This window comes from Telluria sp. BA11 (assembly GCF_056680305.1).
Map to the genome: position 1 here is coordinate 3,946,313 of NZ_CM155275.1, position 17,533 is coordinate 3,963,845.

Below are 17,533 nucleotides of genomic sequence, written 5' to 3' on the forward strand. Positions count from 1 at the left end.
TTGAAGGGTAATCGTGTTTGAGAAATTCGGAATACAAGATGGATCATAAGAAAACGGCTGATTGGGATCTCGCTTCCGGCAGCTGGACGGTGGCAGCCAACGATGGCGAGATTCGCCTGAATCGCACGGTGATGGGCAATCCCGTCGCCGCCTCATTGGGTTCTGCAGATATTGCCGCCATCATGAACATGCGCCGTGCGCACGATGCGTCAACGCTGTATCCCCCCGATTTCAATTTCTCGCCCATCGACGGCGCGCAACTGGCGCCCAATGCCCCAAGCGGCGCCAGCTGGATCGCGCCAAGCGGCGCATCGGCCCTCACGGACGCCGGGATGCCCGAAGCCGTCGGCCTGAAGCGCACGCGCCACAGCGTGCCGGTCGACCGCCTGCGCCGACACGACGCCGACAGCATGGCTGACATGGAATTGCCGCTGCCGCCGCCCGGCGAGTACGAATTCTTCTCGGGCACGTTCGGCACCGTCGGCGCTGTGTTGCTGGCACTCGATACGGGCAAGGGCACGCTGTTCGGCTGGTTGCCGGCGTCGAAAAAATGGCAGCCGTTGCTCGGCACCGGCACGCGCCTGCTGTCCGAATCCAATTTACCGGTTCATGCCTGGCGTGCCGAGATGGCCGCCGCGTTCAACAGCCGCCTGTATATCCCCACCGAACATGGCCTGGCCATGCTGGTGCCCGATTTCGCGGCGCTGCAGTTCCGGATTGATTACGTCGGCAACGCCCCGGTCGTGGGCGCACCGGTGGCCTTCGATCACCAGGTCTGGTCGCCGATTCGTCATGAAAACGGCGTGGTCCAGTTCGTGTTTGCCGACGCCCATGGCGTGGCCGGTCCGCCACTGCGCGTCGATGGCAGCTGGACTTTGGGCGAGATGGGGGCGCCGTGCGCCTATGGCCGGCTTGCGGTCTGGCCCTGCGCGGAAGGGCAGTTGCGCTTGCAAAAAATGACCGACGGCAGTGTGGCGGCCACGTTCCTGGCCTGGCCTGACGGCATCACACCGCACTTCGAGTTTGGCAGCGCGCACATGGCGCGCTCGGGTTCGCTGTGGCAGTTGTGCTTTGACAGCCGCCTCGACAGCTACGTATATGTGCGCCTTGGCGTGAACGAGCACGAACAGGTCGCCGCGCTCAATCCACGCATCGGCTCGGGCACCATCAATTACCGCTTTGCCACCAAGCTGAAAACCGACCCGTGGATCGAGCCCGAACATGGCGACGACGGTGCGGCCAACACGGTCGTGGTGCCGCTGCTCGAGCTGGGCGAGCGCAGCGCCGTGCTGGCCCTGCGCATCGACAGCACGGCTGGCCTGGGTACCTTGCTCAATTCGGCTGAACGCATGCGCGCCCAACTGGTCTACGATGATGAGAACAACGACATCGTGTTTCACACCATCGCGGTCAGCAAACCATGGGAACTACGCCTCTTCCTGCACAACGGCTATCTGTGGGCCTACCACCCCGGCATGCAGCGCATCCTCGGCTGGGACGTCCAGCAATGATGCCGCGCGCGTGGTGTGCGGCGCTCACGAGCGTCGTTTTGGGTCTGTGCGCTGTGCCGGCGCAGGCCATTCAGCAAGCGTTTCTGGTGCAGAATTCCGGCTGGATGGAGCCGTTCTACGCCGATCCGCAATCGCAGTTCAAGCCGCTGATCGCCGCTGTGGCCAATGCCGCCGCGCGCCCGGGCGACAAGGTCATGGTGCTGGCGTTCAGCCAGTCCAGCGGCAGCAATGTCTCGCCGCAATTGCTGGGGCAGGGCGATGGCGCCGCCCAGGTCGCCGGCTGGCTGGCACCGCTCGCGCCTGCGCGCAAGAGCCCTAGTGCACTAGCCGACACGGATTTTCGCGAAGCGGTCACCAAGACCATCGGTGAGACGTTCAAGTCGCGTCCCGGCATCATCTGGATCTTCACCAACAACAAGAACAGCCCGGGCAACGATCCCGCCACGGCAGCGCGCAACCTGGAGTTCTACCGGCTGCTGCATCTGGAGCCATCGATTACGCGCACCGTGGTGTTTCCGTTGCGTATGCCGGTGCAGGGCAAGTTCTTTGCTGCCAAGGGCTTGATGGTCTACGGGCTGGCCTACGGCAAGGAAGCCGGTGACGAGCTGGGCCGCATGGTGGCCGAAGGCCGGCTCTTCAGGATCCTGACGAAACCGCCTGCGCGACTGAAACCGGTGGACCAGGACGGGGTGCGCATCGTGCCCCAGGCCGTGCTGAATACCCCGAACATGACGGCCTCGATGGGCACCGACAAGCGCACCGTCGTGCTCGATGTGGACGCCGACAAGCTGGTCCCGCAAGTGCGCCTGAAAGCATCGTTGCAGAACCTGTTCTACCCGTACCTGATCGCCCAGGCGACCGTCGATGGCCAGTTGCGCACGCGCGCCGGCACGACGCCGTTGACGGTGGCGCCCGCAGCGGTAAGCAATCTCGCGCCTGGCGCCAGCCAGTCGATCGAGGTGAGCTTCAAGCTGCCGCTCGAAGAAGTGCCGTCGGCCTGGTCGCGCCAGGCCATTGCGGCGATGGGCAAGCAAGTGATCATGCCGATGTCGGTGAGCCTGGGCCTGAGCAATCAACGGCTGGCTTTGCCGGCATCGTTCAAGACCGAGATGCAGGAACTGTTCCCCGGCGATCCGCTGTCGGACATGTTCGTGCCGCCCGACAGCGTGAAATCGTCCACCGCGCAGGTGCCGCTGATCGTGCGTGTGCAATACCCATTGACGCCGGTGCTCGTGATCGTCGGCGGCGTGCTGGCGTTGCTGCTGGCGCTGGCCGTGCTCGCGTTTCTGGCGATGAAAACCACGCGCTATCCGATCATGGTCAACGGCGTGCGCCGCAATGTGCTGCTCAAGCCGTTCAAGTCGCTGGCGATCAAGGCCGACGACGGCGCCGCGGTCGGCGAAATCCGGCGCGGTCTCGGCCGCCCGAGCGTGGTCCAGGTCGAGCCGGGCCAGACGTTGACCATCGCGTCGTAATCCATTCAAGTAGTCTTTATCCCATTCAGGAGAACGTGGCATGACGCAGCAAGCAAAAGATAACGCAGGCTTTGCCCTGCCGGCACCGGTCGAAGGCCAGCAGGCGCCAGCAGCGGCAGCGACCCCCGCGACCCCCGCCACGGGAACGCCCGAGACGGTCGAATCGCTGCCGGTGACCACCGACGTCGACACGTCGTCGCGCGATGCGCTGATCGGCGGCGGCGTGCTGCTGGTGCTGTTCATTGCGTTCTTCTTTGCCAAAAATGCCTACGCCAACACGCTGGTGGCAAAACGTATTCAACCGGGCAAGGCGAATGCGGCCGGCTGGTGGCTGTTCATCTTTTTGGCCAGCCTGTCGACCGGCGTCGTGCTGGCGGCAATCAATGCACCGAAGTTCATGGCGCCCCTGATCATCGGACCACTGACGCTGATCGGCCTGATTGCGCTGGTGCTGATGCTGCTGTCTTCCCGCAAATAAGTACCCAGACCAGGAACCACGCGACATGGCAGATAATCTGAACCAAACGATCGGCGCCGGCACGGGCGAGCGCAAGCAGGAGCAGAGCATCGACCTGCGCCCGACGCTGTTCATCGGTATCGGCGGCACCGGCATGGAAGTGCTGATGCGCGTACGCCGCCGCATCCTCAATACTTTGTGGGGTGGCAACGGCGCGCGCACCCGCGTCGACAGCCTGGCCGAATTTCCGGTCGCGCAATTCATCCAGTTCGACCTCGATACGGGCGCCGTCATCGACAGCGGCCGCGCCCAGGCCGAAGACCTGCAATTTGACCAGGTCAAGTTCACCGATGAAGAGAAAATCGTCGAAGCGTTCGACATGGACAAGTACAGCCGTGACGACGACGCGCTGGAGAAATACCCGCACATCAAGGAATGGCTGTCGCTGACGCCAAAGAAAATCCGCGAGCTGGGTATCGACCCATCGAAGGGCGCCGGCCAGATCCGCGCCGTCTCGCGCCTGTACCTGTTCGACAAGTACACCAAGATCCGCGACAAGATCCGCCTGAAGCTCAAGACGCTCAAGGCCGGCCTGTCGCACGAGCAGCAACTGGCGCGCCTGGGCCTGCGCATGGAAACCGAGAAGTTCCGCATCGTTATCGTGGGTTCGGTCGCCGGCGGCACCGGTTCCGGCGCCTTCCTCGACATGGGTTTGCTGGCGCGCTGGCTGGCCAAGTCCGAGGTGGGCAATGCCGACGTCGAACTGATGCTGTTTTTGCCGACCGGCTACGCGGGCGCCAACAAGGAGCGCACCGAAGCGAACGGCTACGCCGCGCTGATGGAACTCGAATCGGCGATGCTTGGCAACAAGGGCTATGTGGGCCGCTGGGATGCCTACGACCAGCCGGAATTGCCGCGCGAACCGTACAGCGAAGTCTATTTGATCGACTCGGGCAACCTGGCGCAGCAGCACACGAACGACGTCAAGGATGTCTACCACATGGTGGCCGACACGCTGTTCGAAGATTTTGCCTCGGGCGACTTCGCGCGCCGCAAGCGCTCGGTGGCCGTGAACCAGGCACAGCACAAGAATTTCCTGCACGATGCGCTGGTGCCGAAGAACCGCTTTGCTGACATGCGCCTGTCGTACTCGAAGCGCTTCTCGTCGTTTGGCCAGGCCGTGCTCGACACGCGCCAGGAAGCGCGGCGCGAAGAGCGCGCGCACCGCTGGGCCGGTGCGATGCTCAAGGCCTTCTTTGGCGTGGGCGGCGCCGACACCGGCGTGAACCGCGCCACCGACAAGCAGCGCGACGAATTCATGGCGGCCCAGATGGCGCTGCGCGCCGCGCCGTTCAGTGATTTCCCGACGTTCTCCGACCGCAACGTCGAGCTGAAACGATCGAGCGGCGAGTTCCTCGATTACGCCCTCGTCGACGACCTGCTGCAGGACAAGCATGGCCTGCTGCTGGCCGGCGTCGAGCAGCGCGTCAATGCGCGCATCGACAGCATCCGTACCGGGTTCGATCGCGCAGAGTGGCCGACGCAGGTGCGCGAAACCGTCCAGCAGCTCGAACGCGACTCGGTGCGCGACCAGGATTCCACCGCCGACACGACCGAAGACCGCGTGGTCAAACGCCGGCGCGAGGTGCTCGAGCGCATCAAGCTCGCGATCCGCGACCAGCTCTACGCCTACCTCGACAACAAGGATTTCGGCGGCCTCGAATACGTGCTGTCGCTGGTCGAGCAGATCAAGGACAGGCTCGAAGCACCCGGCACCGGCCTGATCAGCGCTCTCAAGCTCAACAGCGAGCGTTACCGGGAAATCAAGGAAGCGGTGCGCACCCGCGAATACGAACGGCTGCTGGCCAACCTCGAACAGACCCGGGGCGGCTTCTTCAGCAGCAACAACGAGAAGCAGGCGGTCACGGTGCTGGACCACCTGCGCACCGAGATCGCCAACGCGCTCAAGTTCCACCTGCGCGCCAAGGCCGCCGACGAAGCGGCGATCCTCATGGCCGACCTGTCCGCCTGGCTGGGCAAGAAGAACGGTGTCGACGCGCAGGGCCGTCCCATCTGGAACGGTCTGGTTGGCGAATTGCAAGCCGGCCGCGAAGCCGTGCTGGCCATGCTGGGTCAGCTGCAGCACGCCAACGCCATCATCCAGCAAGACCTGAACAAGGACCACGCCACGTTGATCACGGTGCCAGTGGCCGAGCGCAACGTGCCGATGCCGAACGCGCTGCAACTGCGCGAATGGGCCGACGAAGCGTTCAAGGACCTGGGCGGCTCGAAGGTGCTGTTCCCGATGTTGGGTGACGCCGCCCAGCGCAGCGAGATCATCAACAAAGTCAAACGCATGGCCGAGCGGCAGTTGACGCTGGCCGGTGCAGGCGATGCGGACAACGTCGACCACGATCCGTTGATCGAGGCGCTGGAACAGATGAATCCAGTGGAACGGATGGACCGCTTCCGCAAACTGCTGGCCTGCGCGATGCCGTGGATCGATGCGAATTTGTCGGGCGACTTCACGGTGAAGGCCGACCAGTTCAAGTGCTTCGTGGGCGTGGCCAATGCCGACCGTTTCAAACGCCTGTTTGGCGCCGAACTCAATACCTGCGTGCCGACCCAGGCCAATATCACCGCGGCGCAATTGTCCATCGTCGAAACCGGCGTGCCGGGCCGCGCCGTCTGTTACTGCGAACTGTCCGGCATCCCGATGACGGTGCTGCGCGGCATGGAAGGGTGGCGCACCAGCTACCGCAAGGAAGCCGAAAAGAACCCGACTCACACGCACATCGACTCGACCCAGTTCAGCCATCCGATGGCGCCGACGACCGACGAGATCAATCGCCTAGCCGAAGACTTCAAGCAGTACCTGCAGGCGATCATGCTGGGCATCCTGACGCGCTCGACCCAGCGCGTGATCCCGCGCGGGCAGTACCAGTTTGCGGTCGCGCGCGGCGACGTGCGCCGCATCGGCAACGAACGCGCGATTCGCCAGAACGGGCTGCCAGCTACTTACCGCGACGCCATCGTCGAGCGGGTGCAGGAGCGCCTGGCCGAACTCGACGCCAGCCAGACCGTTGCCCTCGCAGCGCTGGCAAGCTATTACGAGACGGCCGTCTACACGCCGAAACTGGTGGAAGACGCGACCGGCGCGCAGGATGACCGCAAGGGCTTTGCCAGCGCAATTGCCGGCGAAGCCAAGCGCGAGCTGGCCGAGAAGGCCCGCCGCAAGGGCATGAGCCAGCGCGACATCGACCGCGCCGACGAGCAATTACTCGAGGTGCTGACGGAGTGGGCGAGCGTCGTGCCGGATTCGGATGAAGACGCGTACGACTGGGAAGTGCGCGAGCCGGGCGAGGATGGTCATCTGCGCCTGAAATACGTGATCAAGCCGGACGCGTTCAATGCCGGCAAGTTAGACGCCTTGCTGGCGCCGCAGGCCACTGCGCCTGTTGCCACGTTCCCTGCTGGTGCGCCGGGAATGCCTGGCATGCCGCCGCCATTGGGTGCGACGCCACCGCCACTGGGTATGCCGCCACCGCTCGTCGAGCATCAATATCATCTGGGCATTGGCGGGCAGCAGTTCGGGCCTTATACCGCGCAGCAGATCGTGCAGATGGTGCAGACGGGGCAGGTCGTGGTTGCCAGTACGAAGGTGTGGCGTGCGGGTCTTGCGGCGTGGGGTGAGCTGGGGCAGTTGCCGGAATTGACGATGCTGTTTGCAGCGCCGGCCTCGCCGCCGCCGTTGCCACCGATGCTGTGAGGACGAGACTTTGAAACAGTGTTCTGGCTGCAGTGCGACGCTGCAGGGTGAGGTGGCGTTTTGTCCATTCTGTGGTGAAGGGGTGGATGGGGCGGTGCGCAAGGTGGGGCAGGTTGCTGCTCCTGCTCCTGCTGCTGCGGTGCCGGTATCAGCGCCGTCGAGCGTGCCTGTGCCTCCCGCTCCAGCTGCACCTGTCGTGACACCGCGACCAGTTGCGGCGCCGGCAATTGTGCCGCCTGCTGCCGCTGTGCCGCCATCTGCACCCGCAACACCTTCCCGGCCTGCAGCCGATCGCGCGCCGATACCGCCCGCAACGCGCAAAGGCGGGAAGGGCAAGTGGATCGCCGGCGGGATCGCGCTGCTGCTGGTTGTGCTCTACAACATGGGTTCCGGGGACAAACCGGTGATCGAGGAAAATTCCTGCGAATCGGCCTTCAACCTGGGCACCCAGGCGGTCACGTCGGGCGACCTTGCCGCCGCGCGCACCCAGGCGCTGCGGGCCAGCGCCGAATGCGGCGACAAGGAACGCGCCAAGGTCAATACCTTGCAACGTGCGATTGCAGCAGCGGAAAAGACCGACAACGCCTGCCAGCGCAACTTCCGTTCAATCGACGGCCTGCTGCAGGACAGCCGGCCCGGTCGTGCACGCGCAGGACTGAACGAATTGACGGCGGCGTGTTCAAACAAGCCGGAGGCCGAAGCCTTGCGCACCCGGCTGGAGGCGACCCAGGAGTCCATCAAGGCAGCGCTGGCTGACGTGCGCAGTGCGCTCGATGCACGTGATCAGGCGCAAGCCAGGGCCGCACTGGCCAAACTGACTGGCCTGAACCGCGATGAACCCAGCTTGAATCAGCTTAAATGGGAGGTCGACGCACTGGATGCCGCCGCGGCAGCCGCAGCCCAGCCAGCGCCGCCTGCCGAGGTCTTCATGCCGGGCGCTGCACCGGTCCAGCGCGCGCCAAGCCAGGTGCAGGAGCCGGTGGCGCCGCGTGCGCCGACTGCGCCGAGTGCTTCAGGTACACAAGACGGGGGCGCAGCGCAGCGCACGTCGATGGCAACGATGTTCCTGCGCGATGCCGAGCAGGCATTGTTGCAGCGAAAATTTGATGCCGCAAAAACCTATGTAGAAAGCGCACGCCGGGCCGATCCGAACAATCCGCAGCTCGACAGCATGATGCAGCAGATCCGCGATCGCGAACGCCAGATGCTCCAAGAAGAAACCACCATCAGATAAAGCAGTCTCATCAGGGAAAATACATGAAAACGCCAATGAAAAAGATCGTTGTCCTGACGTTGCTGACGAGCCTGGTATCCGGCTGCGCCACCACGGGCCAGAGCGGCATGTCGCAAATGCAATACCCGCGAGGCGGCGTCGCCGCCGAGCAGGACCCGTGCGCCGTCGGCTCATCGGCACTGATGGGTGCCGCAGCCGGCGCACTGCTGGGCGCGCTGATGGATGGCAAACGCGGCGCCGCACGTGGCGCTGCCGCCGGCGGCATCGTGGCCGCACTTGGCTGCGTGGCCATCAACTCGCAATCACGGCAGACCCGCACCGCCGCCCAGGTCGACAATGACTTCATCCGCACGCGTGGACGCCTGCCAGCCGAGCCGCAAGTGGTGTCGTATCAGCCGCGCTTGAATGCCAGCACGGTGCAGCGTGGAAAGCCGGTGGTGGTCAACTCGACCGTCGAACTGGTGAACGGCGCGACGACACCGGTCATGCAAGTGCGCGAAGAGCTGGTGGTGTTCGATCAGGATGGCAAGCAGTTCAAATCCGGCTCGAAGGCGCTGACCAACAACTCGGGCGGGCGTTTTGAAAACTCGTTTGAAATCACGCTGCCGAAGGATGCGTCGCAGGGACGCTATGCGCTGCGGACCAATTTGTACGTCAACGGCAAGTTGTCGGCGTCGCGGGATATGAATACGCAGCTGGTGTGGAATGGGGCTGCACCGGTGATGGTGGCTAGTCGTTAAACCTCCGTTGACATGGTTTCATCTCATACGTTTAAGTATAGTAGAGCGCGAATGATTCCTAGATATCGAATAATCTCGAGGGTTTGGGATATTATGGTCACTGCAAATCCCACTATCTATTCTGCTCGGGTATCATTGAGAGTAGTGCTGGTATACCGCGCCTTATGATCCTTGGTAGACAAAGTTTGAGGTGATCTAAGCGTAAGGGCATTGCTATTTCAGACAAGCGGACTACTTGTGATGGCTGCATCCTCACATATACGGCTACCGGCCGTTCGTTCTATAAGGTCGTCATGCGTCCAGATTTCATTCTATGCTTAGGCGTGATATTTGCATTGTCAGGCTGCGTCAGTCGTGAGCAGTCTGATAGCCATTCAATTGTCACCAGGGATACGCGGGGCGAAAAGGTACAGATTGGTACGACCAGAGGCACATATGGGCCGTTAGGTCCGTTAGGGCGATTCGACGTTGTAAGCACATCGGGCCCGGCAGGTAAAGAAGGAGAGCGCGGCGAGCGGGGCGATCGCGGTCCAACGGGGCAGAAAGGTGCTCCTGGGGAGCCTGGTCGGAAGGGCGACAGAGGCGAACCTGGAGTGCGCGGTATCGATGGTGAGCGCGGTCTCAGTGGAGAAACGGGGAAGGTTGGAGAGCGCGGTGAAAAAGGCGACATGGGGGTACCTGGAGCAGACGCTCCATACAGTCTCGTTGGTGTGTCGTCCCCACTGATTGTTCCGTGGTTTATTAGTCAGGCAGGATCTGACAGTAAAAAACTTGGCGAGGAAAACAAAGCAAACACAGTCGAAAGCGTAGGATTATTCTTTTACTATTTGCTGGTCGGTTTTTCGGCGCTGATTACCGCACTGAGTCCGTTGATTCTTGTGTACTTTGAAAGCCGAAAAGAAAGTGACGATGGGGCTTCGAAAATTCCGGATATTCTCGTGAAGGGGTTTTACACGATTCTGCAGTTGTTTGTTCTCGTATTTGGGTCATTGTTTGTCGCCTTTTTAGCTCTGCATTTCATGCAATGGCTGCTGATATTTATCTGTGTCTATTCACTGGTTATCGCGATCGCATTCGTCTGCTATGCATATGGGAAAACGCTGCTTGCCAGTCATGAGAACAAGTTAATGCTCGCTGATCTAAAGCTGGAAAGAAGGCGCCAACGTCAATTTTTTAAAGTGAAAACGGCCAGAAACCAGGCAAATCGACCTAGCGACTCAAATACAGAAAAATGATTGTAGTTATTGTTTGCAAGATATCAGCTATATTGATGAACTATCTGATCTGCAAAGCGCCACGTTGAAGTCTTTGCAATAGAATTTCTCGAGTCTAACTGGAAATAGCTGTATACGAGTATCACGTAAAAGGCTTAGGTCAGTCTAATCTTCGGACACGAGCTCAGTCCTAAATTAGAAAAGATTAGCCTACCGCACTTCCATAGGTGTACCTAAAGCCGGGATCAGGTCTGACATTCGCACACGAGCTCCGGCTTAACATAGCGTTTAAGACTGAAATGTTAAGCTTAGCAAAGACATTATTTGCCGCGCTGGAAGCACAACGGGATGAATGTAAGGAATGTGTCCGAATGCCAGACCGGATCGCCGCTTTTTGCTTCAATTTTTTGTGGCAGACTAAAAGCAAGCAATAGCCAGAGGCGGCTCTGAGATTCGGACACAAGCTCATACTCCATTAGCATCGAAGACTAGGGAGTTTTGCTGAGCGAAGAAATTTGATACGTGCAGCAGGGATTGCGAGGCGAATGCAGAGCACGTGTCTGAATGTCAGACCCGACCCCACCTTTCTTAGGTCTGGCCGAAGTAGGGGCGCAAAATCATTTGCACTGGACGGATGCTGTCACTCGGCGCGACTCCAGTATTCGTTGCTTGAGTATGCAATGTTTCGCGGAAGGACTCACGCGATACCAGCGAGCGGCGGTGGGCTCGTACCAGCAGGCTATCCATCTCACCTCGCCACCATTGAAGCCGAAGCTGACATCATGGCCGCCGTATACCATTTTCGGCTTACCCACCAATTCGTACTGTCTCCCATCACCTTCAAACATGCCGACCCCGATGAGTCGCGCTCCAGAATTCTTCGCGGGACAGTCGATTACCTCTGCTTGCACGGCGCCAGAAACCAAAATAATTGCGAGCAATGCGGCCTTCATTTGGAAACCACTACGTAGAACTGGTCTGCGTTATCTAAGTCGAAATCGGCGCTTTCCTCGGCCTTACTTTTGCCCCGTGCGATGACTTCCCCTTGCCTGATGGTATTTAAGATGCGCGTGAGCCACTGGTCCATGACCCGCATATACAGCCGGGTGTAGAGTACGTGTTTAAATGTCAGACCTGAGCCTGGCTTTTACTCTTGCATGAAGACAGTTCAGGTCTGGCCGAATTCGGGGCCCAACAAAGCGATCAATTTAGTGGCCAGAACCAGATCGGCTTTGCCGCCCAAAAGCAAGCGCGCGCGCAATCCTGGAATCTGCTTCCGGGTCGATGCACGATCAGGTCTATGTGACCTACCGCGCCCCCTCCGATGCGAAAAAAGGACACGACGCCATTACGACTGCCGATTCCTGCGCGCGCCTCGTCTTCGTCGGTGTAGACCTCGGGCCACCCCCAGATCATCTTGAGAATTTCCGACAGCTTTTCCTGTCCAGGTTCGATGAGCTTGCCAGCAAGCACACCAGCCTTCGCTTTCATACGAGCACCAGGCAATGGCACCCCAGCCCGTAGCAGCCCGTAGCTCATGCGCACTGCACATGTATTCATATAGCTCTGGTTGTCGATCAGGTCGTCCCAGCCGATCTCGCCATATAATTCCTCGCGTGAAGCTTGCGCCGGGTAGTGTTTGAGCAACTGTATAAATGCCGGCTTCATGGCTCGGATCCTGGCGTTGGGCACGGATAGATCCTGCTTACCATCGATAAGGCCAACTCAGCCGCGCTCCCCGTAAGTTGACGTGGGGATAGGCGCTTCATCTGTTCGGCAGCTTCATAGCTGAGCTCGTGCGCAACGGGCTGACCATTTGGGCACCACCGCACGCCGACGGTGCCGTCGAGCAGTCCATCCATATATCCCATCGCCCGCTCGCGGCGGAGCGACGCTAGATCGTTTTTTGGCATTGCCACCATGTCGCGCACGAACTGTTCGCCGGTCATGGCCGGTGGATGCGGCTCCGCTGACGCCCCTAAAGGCACTAGGGCTAACAGCAGGATCAGAGGACATAAGCTGACCTCCATTGATTCGGTTGCGGCAGCGCGAGTAGCGCGACATTGATACGCACTGCTAGTGTTCCATCGTCCCTGTAACTGTGCGCATACCGTACGCCTAATGCGTCGCCAGACTCTCTGTGACATCGTGTCACCCCACTGCCGTTTTTGCCTCATCGTGACCTCCATGTAGTGGTCTAATGTCTCCGGACACCTCGATAGGTGGATAATTCACCTTCGAAGGAGTTTACATGACCAGGCAGCGCCGCAATTTTGACCCTAGCTTCAAGCTTGAGGTCGTTCGAATGATCACAGAACAAGGCCTCAGCATTTCGCACGTCAGCCAGACGATGGACATTGGCGTTACCGCGATCCGTCGCTGGATGGAACAGTACGAGGCCGAGCAACAAGGCCAGCCAGGCATTGGCAAACCGTTGACGGCTGAGCAGCAGCGAATCCGTCAGTTGGAGCAGGAAAACCGTCAACTTCGTAGTGATGTGGACGTCTTAAAAAAGGCATCGGCCTTCTTTGCCCGCGAGCTCAAATGAGCTATCGGCTCATCGATGAGCTGCAAACGAAGGCCGTACCTGTCGCACAAACCTGTCGTCTCCTTGGTGTTAGCCGGGCTGGATTTTACGAAGCCAAGCGTCGTGCAACTGCGCCGATGTTTTGCAAAGCGAGCGTGCATTTGCGTGCCGCGTTCATGAGCAGCGGCCAAAGTTACGGCAGCCGTCGGCTTGTCACGGCACTGGCCAACAGAGGCCTGCAGGTCGGGCGTTACAAGGTGCGCCGCCTGATGCAACAGGCCTGCCTGAAGCCAGTCTGGAAGCGCAAATTCGTACACACAACCGACAGTAAGCATGCCCTGCCGGTTGCGCCGAACGTCCTTGCCCGACAGTTCAACCCGGCAGCGCCGAATCAGGCTTATGCCTCGGATATCACGTACATCCGTACTGGCGCAGGCTGGCTCTACTTGGCTGTCGTGCTCGACCTGTTCTCGCGCAGAGTCGTGGGCTGGGCAATGGCGCCGAGCATGCCAGCTGCCTTGGTTTGCGATGCCTTGCGTATGGCGATCCAAGCTCGGCGACCAGCGGCCGGACTGGTCGTCCACTCCGACCGCGGCAGCCAATATGCAAGCGACCAGTACCAAGCGTTGTTGACCGAGCATGGCTTCGTTTGCAGCATGAGCCGCAAAGGCAACTGCTGGGATAACGCCGTCGCTGAACGCTTCTTCTTAAATTTAAAGATGGAGCGTGTCTGGCAGCGCAATTATGCGAACCAAGCCGAAGCCAAGCTTGATGTGGCCAACTACATCGTCGGCTTCTACAACTGCGAGCGCTTGCATTCTGTATTGGGCAATCTGCCGCCCAGCGTCTATGAACGCGCAATGGCAGAGAAAGAACTTATCGTTGTGTCCGAAATTACTTGACCACTACACCATATGTGAGAGGTCATACTGACAAAGTATGCATTACAGCAAGCCGACTTCTATCAAGGACTGGCACAGCCGTCACTAGCAAAGCTCATGGAAGCCAGAAAAGCCAGGGCAGGTCTGGAGTAGGGGGTATTCGGAAACGAACTCAGGCTTCACGTAGCGTCAAGAGCCGAGGAAGTTTGCTGAGCAAAGAAATTCGATGCCGTGCAGGAAGGACTACAGGCTCAATGTTGAGGTCGTGTCCGAATGTCAGACCTGACCCCGGCTTTTGTTCGTATCAGAACGCAAAAAGCCCAGTCCGAAGACTGGGCTTTTTACTTGCATTCTGTGGGGTGGCTGATGGGGCTCGAACCCACGACAACAGGAATCACAATCCTGGACTCTACCAACTGAGCTACAGCCACCACTGAACTACTACATCTGTCTCGTTGTTTCCGCGACAGAACAAGATTATATAAACTTTAGCCCGTGCTTGCAAATTTAATTGCATGTCGAAGCAGAGGGCGCTTGCGGCTCGGCAATGTCGACCGCGTACACGGGCGGATCTATCCCCAGCAGGCTGCGAAACGCTGCCGTCAGCGCCGCCGCACTGGCCGTCGTATAGCCCGTCAGACCAGCTGGCAGCGCATCCAAGCCAACAGCCCGCGCCAGCCCACCAGCCACCAGCAAACGCGCCAATTGCCGCGCCACGGCATCCCCCGTATCCACCAGCGCCACGTCACTGCGCCCCGCATCCGCCAGCAGCCGCTCGATCGCCCCACGCACCAGCGGATAATGCGTGCAGCCCAGCACCAGCGTATCGGCACCCTGCGCCAGCAGTGGTGCAATGAAGCGGTCCAGCATGGCCATCATGGCGCCAGAGTCCAGCTCACCCAGTTCGATCTGGTCCACCAGGCCCACACATGGCTGCAGCAAAAAATCCACCCCGGTTTCACGATTAATCTGGTCGCGCAGCAGCAAGAACTTTGCGCCTTGCAGGGTGCGCGCCGTCGCCAGCACGCCCACCTTGCCACTGCGGGTGAGTGCAGCAGCCGGCTTCAGCCCCGGCTCCACCCCCACAACCGGCATCCCCGGATGCGTCTCACGCAGCACGCGCACCGCCGCCACAGTGGCCGTATTGCACGCGACGACGATCGCCTTCGCACCTCGCGCAATCAGGAAGTCAGCAATCGCCAGCACGCGCGCAATGACGAGCGCTTCCGGCTTGTCGCCATACGGCGCATAGCCGGAATCGGCGACGTACAACAGGTGTTCATGCGGCAGCTGCGCCTGGATGTGGCGCAGCACCGAGAGACCGCCGACGCCCGAGTCGAAAATGCCGACCGGGGCGTCGTGGGAAAGCGTGGTGGAAACCATGCTGGAGGGGAGAGGTGTTATGCGACGTTGATCGGCACGCCGCGCAGCGATTCGATCTTGGCCGACCATTCCTTCGGGCCGGTCGTGTGGACCGACGTGCCGGTCGAATCGACGGCGACGGTCACTGGCATGTCGGTCACGTCGAACTCGTAGATCGCTTCCATGCCCAGGTCCGCAAAGCCGACCACGGTGGCCGACTTGATCGCTTTCGAGACCAGGTACGCCGAGCCGCCGACCGCCATCAGGTAGGCCGACTGGTGCTTCTTGATCGACTCGATGGCGGCCGGGCCGCGTTCGGCCTTGCCGATCATCGAGATCAGGCCGGTCTGCTCGAGCATCATGTCGGTGAACTTGTCCATGCGCGTGGCGGTCGTCGGGCCAGCCGGGCCGACCACTTCGTCGCCGACCGGGTCGACCGGGCCGACGTAATAGATCACGCGGTTGGTGAAGTCCACCGGCAGCGATTCGCCCTTGGCCAGCATGTCCTGGATGCGCTTGTGCGCGGCGTCGCGGCCCGTCAGCATTTTGCCGTTGAGCAGCAGCGTCTGGCCAGGCTGCCACGAAGCGACTTCTTCCTTGGTCAGCGTGTTCAGGTCGACGCGCTTGGATTTCTGCGTGTCGGGCGTCCAGTTCACATCAGGCCAGCTCGACAGTGCAGGCGGTTCGATGTAGACCGGGCCCGAGCCGTCGAGCACGAAGTGCGCGTGGCGCGTGGCGGCGCAGTTCGGGATCATCGCCACGGGCTTCGACGCCGCGTGGGTCGGGTACATATTGATCTTCACGTCCAGCACCGTGGTCAGGCCGCCCAGGCCCTGTGCGCCGATGCCCAGCGCGTTGATCTTGTCGCACAGCTCGATACGCAGCTCTTCGAGTTTGTTGTTCGGGCCGCGCTGGCGCAGCTCGTACATGTCGATGTCTTCCATCAGCGACTCTTTGGCCATCAGCATCGCCTTCTCGGCGGTGCCGCCGATGCCGATGCCGAGCATGCCCGGTGGGCACCAGCCCGCGCCCATCAACGGCACGGTTTTCAGCACCCAGTCGACCAGCGAGTCGGACGGGTTGAGCATGACGAACTTGGTTTTATTTTCCGAGCCGCCACCTTTGGCTGCAACTTTCACGTCGACGGTCTCGCCTTCGACCAGCTCCATGTGGACCACGGCCGGGGTGTTGTCCTTGGTGTTCTTGCGCTCGAAATGCGGGTCCGCGACGATCGAAGCGCGCAGCTTGTTGTCGGCGAAGTTGTAGGCGCGGCGCACGCCTTCGTTGACGGCGTCCGTGACGGTGCCCGTGAAACCCTCGAAGCGCACGCCCATGCCGATTTTGAGGAACACGTTGACGATGCCGGTGTCCTGGCAGATCGGACGCTTGCCTTCGGCGCACATGCGCGAATTGGTCAGGATCTGGGCGATCGCATCCTTGGCAGCCGGGCTTTGCTCGGCCTCGTAGGCGCGCGCCAGGTGCTGGATGTAATCCGCAGGGTGGTAGTAGCTGATGTACTGCAGTGCTGCCGCGACCGATTCGATCAGGTCGTCTTGGGTAATCACGGTTGCCATGTTCGCTCTTTCAGGAGTACCAGGAATGTTTGTTTTAAGCGTGCTTGTCGTTGTGCGTGCTCATCACGATGCGGTCGGTGTAGGCAATCGCCATGGCCGAGAGCAGGAACGCGAAGTGGATCAGGGTCTGGAAGAACAGCGTCTTCACATCGTATGACGACGCATTGATGAAGGTCTTGAGCAGATGAATCGACGAAATGCCGATGATTGCCATCGCCAGCTTGGTCTTCAGGACCGACGCGTTCACGTGCGACAACCATTCTGGCTGGTCCGGGTGACCATCCAGATGCATGCGCGACACGAACGTCTCATAACCCCCGATGATCACCATGATCAACAGGTTCGAGATCATCACCACATCGATCAGGCCGAGCACGACCAGCATGATGATGGTTTCATTGAGCCGGGTAGGGCGCAGGGCGCCCGGAACGCTGACGGCATCGATGATGTGTTTGAGCGAATCGGCGTTGCCCATGGCGGCGCCGATCAGGTCGACGAGTTCGACCCAGAAGTGAAAGACGTAGACGCACTGGGCCAGGATCAGGCCAAGGTAGAGCGGCAGTTGCAGCCAGCGGCTCGAGAAAATCAGCGAATTGAGGGGCGACAGCTTGCGAAAAGGCTGGTTGGGGGGCAGAGACGACATCGGGATGGAACTCCAGGAAATGCGAGAAAATTCAGCACGGCATTTTACACCGGCGCTGGCGTTACGGTGTCGTTGGCAGAGCACTTGCCCGCTTTGCAACGGACGGCGTTAGAATGAATTGGGCGGCGCAGGCTGGCCCAACGCCT

The 17,533-nt window shown here is 60.5% G+C and carries 14 protein-coding genes and 1 tRNA gene; 8 read left to right on the forward strand and 7 right to left on the reverse strand.

The genetic code is table 11. From position 1 onward, the window contains the following. Nucleotides 1-38 precede the first annotated feature (38 nt). From AC1MGT_RS17360 to AC1MGT_RS17390, 7 genes are all read left to right on the forward strand, one after another. Nucleotides 39-1,511: a hypothetical protein gene (locus AC1MGT_RS17360; RefSeq protein WP_499501226.1), complete on the forward strand. Its 1,473-nt coding sequence runs from the start codon at nt 39-41 to the stop codon at nt 1,509-1,511. Further along, the gene (locus AC1MGT_RS17365; protein ID WP_499501227.1) at nt 1,508-2,986 is read left to right on the forward strand and encodes a hypothetical protein; all 1,479 of its coding nucleotides are present in this window, start codon (nt 1,508-1,510) and stop codon (nt 2,984-2,986) included. Before AC1MGT_RS17360 ends, AC1MGT_RS17365 begins: the two co-directional genes overlap by 4 nt. 40 nt (nt 2,987-3,026) lie before the next feature. Beyond that, on the forward strand, nt 3,027-3,464 hold the full coding sequence (locus AC1MGT_RS17370) for a hypothetical protein (RefSeq protein ID WP_332530305.1): 438 nt from the start codon (nt 3,027-3,029) through the stop codon (nt 3,462-3,464). 25 nt (nt 3,465-3,489) lie between these two features. Next, on the forward strand, nt 3,490-7,212 hold the full coding sequence (locus AC1MGT_RS17375; protein WP_499501229.1) for a tubulin-like doman-containing protein: 3,723 nt from the start codon (nt 3,490-3,492) through the stop codon (nt 7,210-7,212). Between the two features lie 196 nt (nt 7,213-7,408). Beyond that, nucleotides 7,409-8,446 carry a hypothetical protein gene (locus AC1MGT_RS17380; protein ID WP_499501231.1) on the forward strand — a complete coding sequence of 346 codons (1,038 nt, stop codon included), beginning with the start codon at nt 7,409-7,411 and terminating at the stop codon, nt 8,444-8,446. 35 nt (nt 8,447-8,481) lie between these two features. After that, on the forward strand, nt 8,482-9,186 hold the full coding sequence (locus AC1MGT_RS17385; protein ID WP_499501232.1) for a hypothetical protein: 705 nt from the start codon (nt 8,482-8,484) through the stop codon (nt 9,184-9,186). Nucleotides 9,187-9,479: 293 nt separating this feature from the next. Continuing rightward, nucleotides 9,480-10,421 carry a hypothetical protein gene (locus AC1MGT_RS17390; protein ID WP_499501234.1) on the forward strand — a complete coding sequence of 314 codons (942 nt, stop codon included), beginning with the start codon at nt 9,480-9,482 and terminating at the stop codon, nt 10,419-10,421. A gap of 596 nt (nt 10,422-11,017) precedes the next feature. On the opposite strand, the gene AC1MGT_RS17395 is transcribed toward AC1MGT_RS17390, so the two are convergent. From AC1MGT_RS17395 to AC1MGT_RS17405, 3 genes are all read right to left on the reverse strand, one after another. Further along, nucleotides 11,018-11,353 carry a hypothetical protein gene (locus AC1MGT_RS17395; protein ID WP_499501236.1) on the reverse strand — a complete coding sequence of 112 codons (336 nt, stop codon included), beginning with the start codon at nt 11,351-11,353 and terminating at the stop codon, nt 11,018-11,020. Nucleotides 11,354-11,603: 250 nt separating this feature from the next. Further along, nucleotides 11,604-12,068 (reverse strand): T6SS effector amidase Tae4 family protein, encoded by a 465-nt coding sequence (locus tag AC1MGT_RS17400; RefSeq protein ID WP_499501237.1) that lies wholly within the window; start codon nt 12,066-12,068, stop codon nt 11,604-11,606. Beyond that, a complete protein-coding gene (locus tag AC1MGT_RS17405; RefSeq protein WP_499501238.1) occupies nt 12,065-12,589 on the reverse strand; it encodes a Rap1a/Tai family immunity protein in 525 nt (174 codons plus the stop codon). The genes AC1MGT_RS17400 and AC1MGT_RS17405 overlap by 4 nt, the downstream gene beginning before the upstream one ends. Nucleotides 12,590-12,651: 62 nt before the next feature. Here AC1MGT_RS17405 and AC1MGT_RS17410 point away from each other — a divergent pair. Next, a protein-coding gene (locus tag AC1MGT_RS17410) for an IS3 family transposase (RefSeq protein WP_499500736.1) occupies nt 12,652-13,829 on the forward strand; the annotation gives its coding sequence in 2 pieces (ribosomal slippage) (nt 12,652-12,919 and nt 12,919-13,829; 1,179 coding nt in all). Between the two features lie 334 nt (nt 13,830-14,163). Here the strand turns inward: AC1MGT_RS17410 and AC1MGT_RS17415 are convergent. From AC1MGT_RS17415 to AC1MGT_RS17430, 4 genes are all read right to left on the reverse strand, one after another. After that, a tRNA-His gene (locus tag AC1MGT_RS17415) sits at nt 14,164-14,239 on the reverse strand. Nucleotides 14,240-14,315: 76 nt separating this feature from the next. Beyond that, entirely contained in the window at nt 14,316-15,191 is an 876-nt protein-coding gene (murI, locus tag AC1MGT_RS17420) for a glutamate racemase (protein WP_499501239.1), read from the reverse strand. A gap of 17 nt (nt 15,192-15,208) precedes the next feature. After that, on the reverse strand, nt 15,209-16,744 hold the full coding sequence (locus AC1MGT_RS17425; RefSeq protein ID WP_183549636.1) for a fumarate hydratase: 1,536 nt from the start codon (nt 16,742-16,744) through the stop codon (nt 15,209-15,211). Between the two features lie 34 nt (nt 16,745-16,778). Beyond that, nucleotides 16,779-17,387, reverse strand: a complete 609-nt coding sequence (locus AC1MGT_RS17430; RefSeq protein WP_332530314.1) for a TIGR00645 family protein — start codon at nt 17,385-17,387, stop codon at nt 16,779-16,781. Nucleotides 17,388-17,533 lie beyond the last annotated feature (146 nt).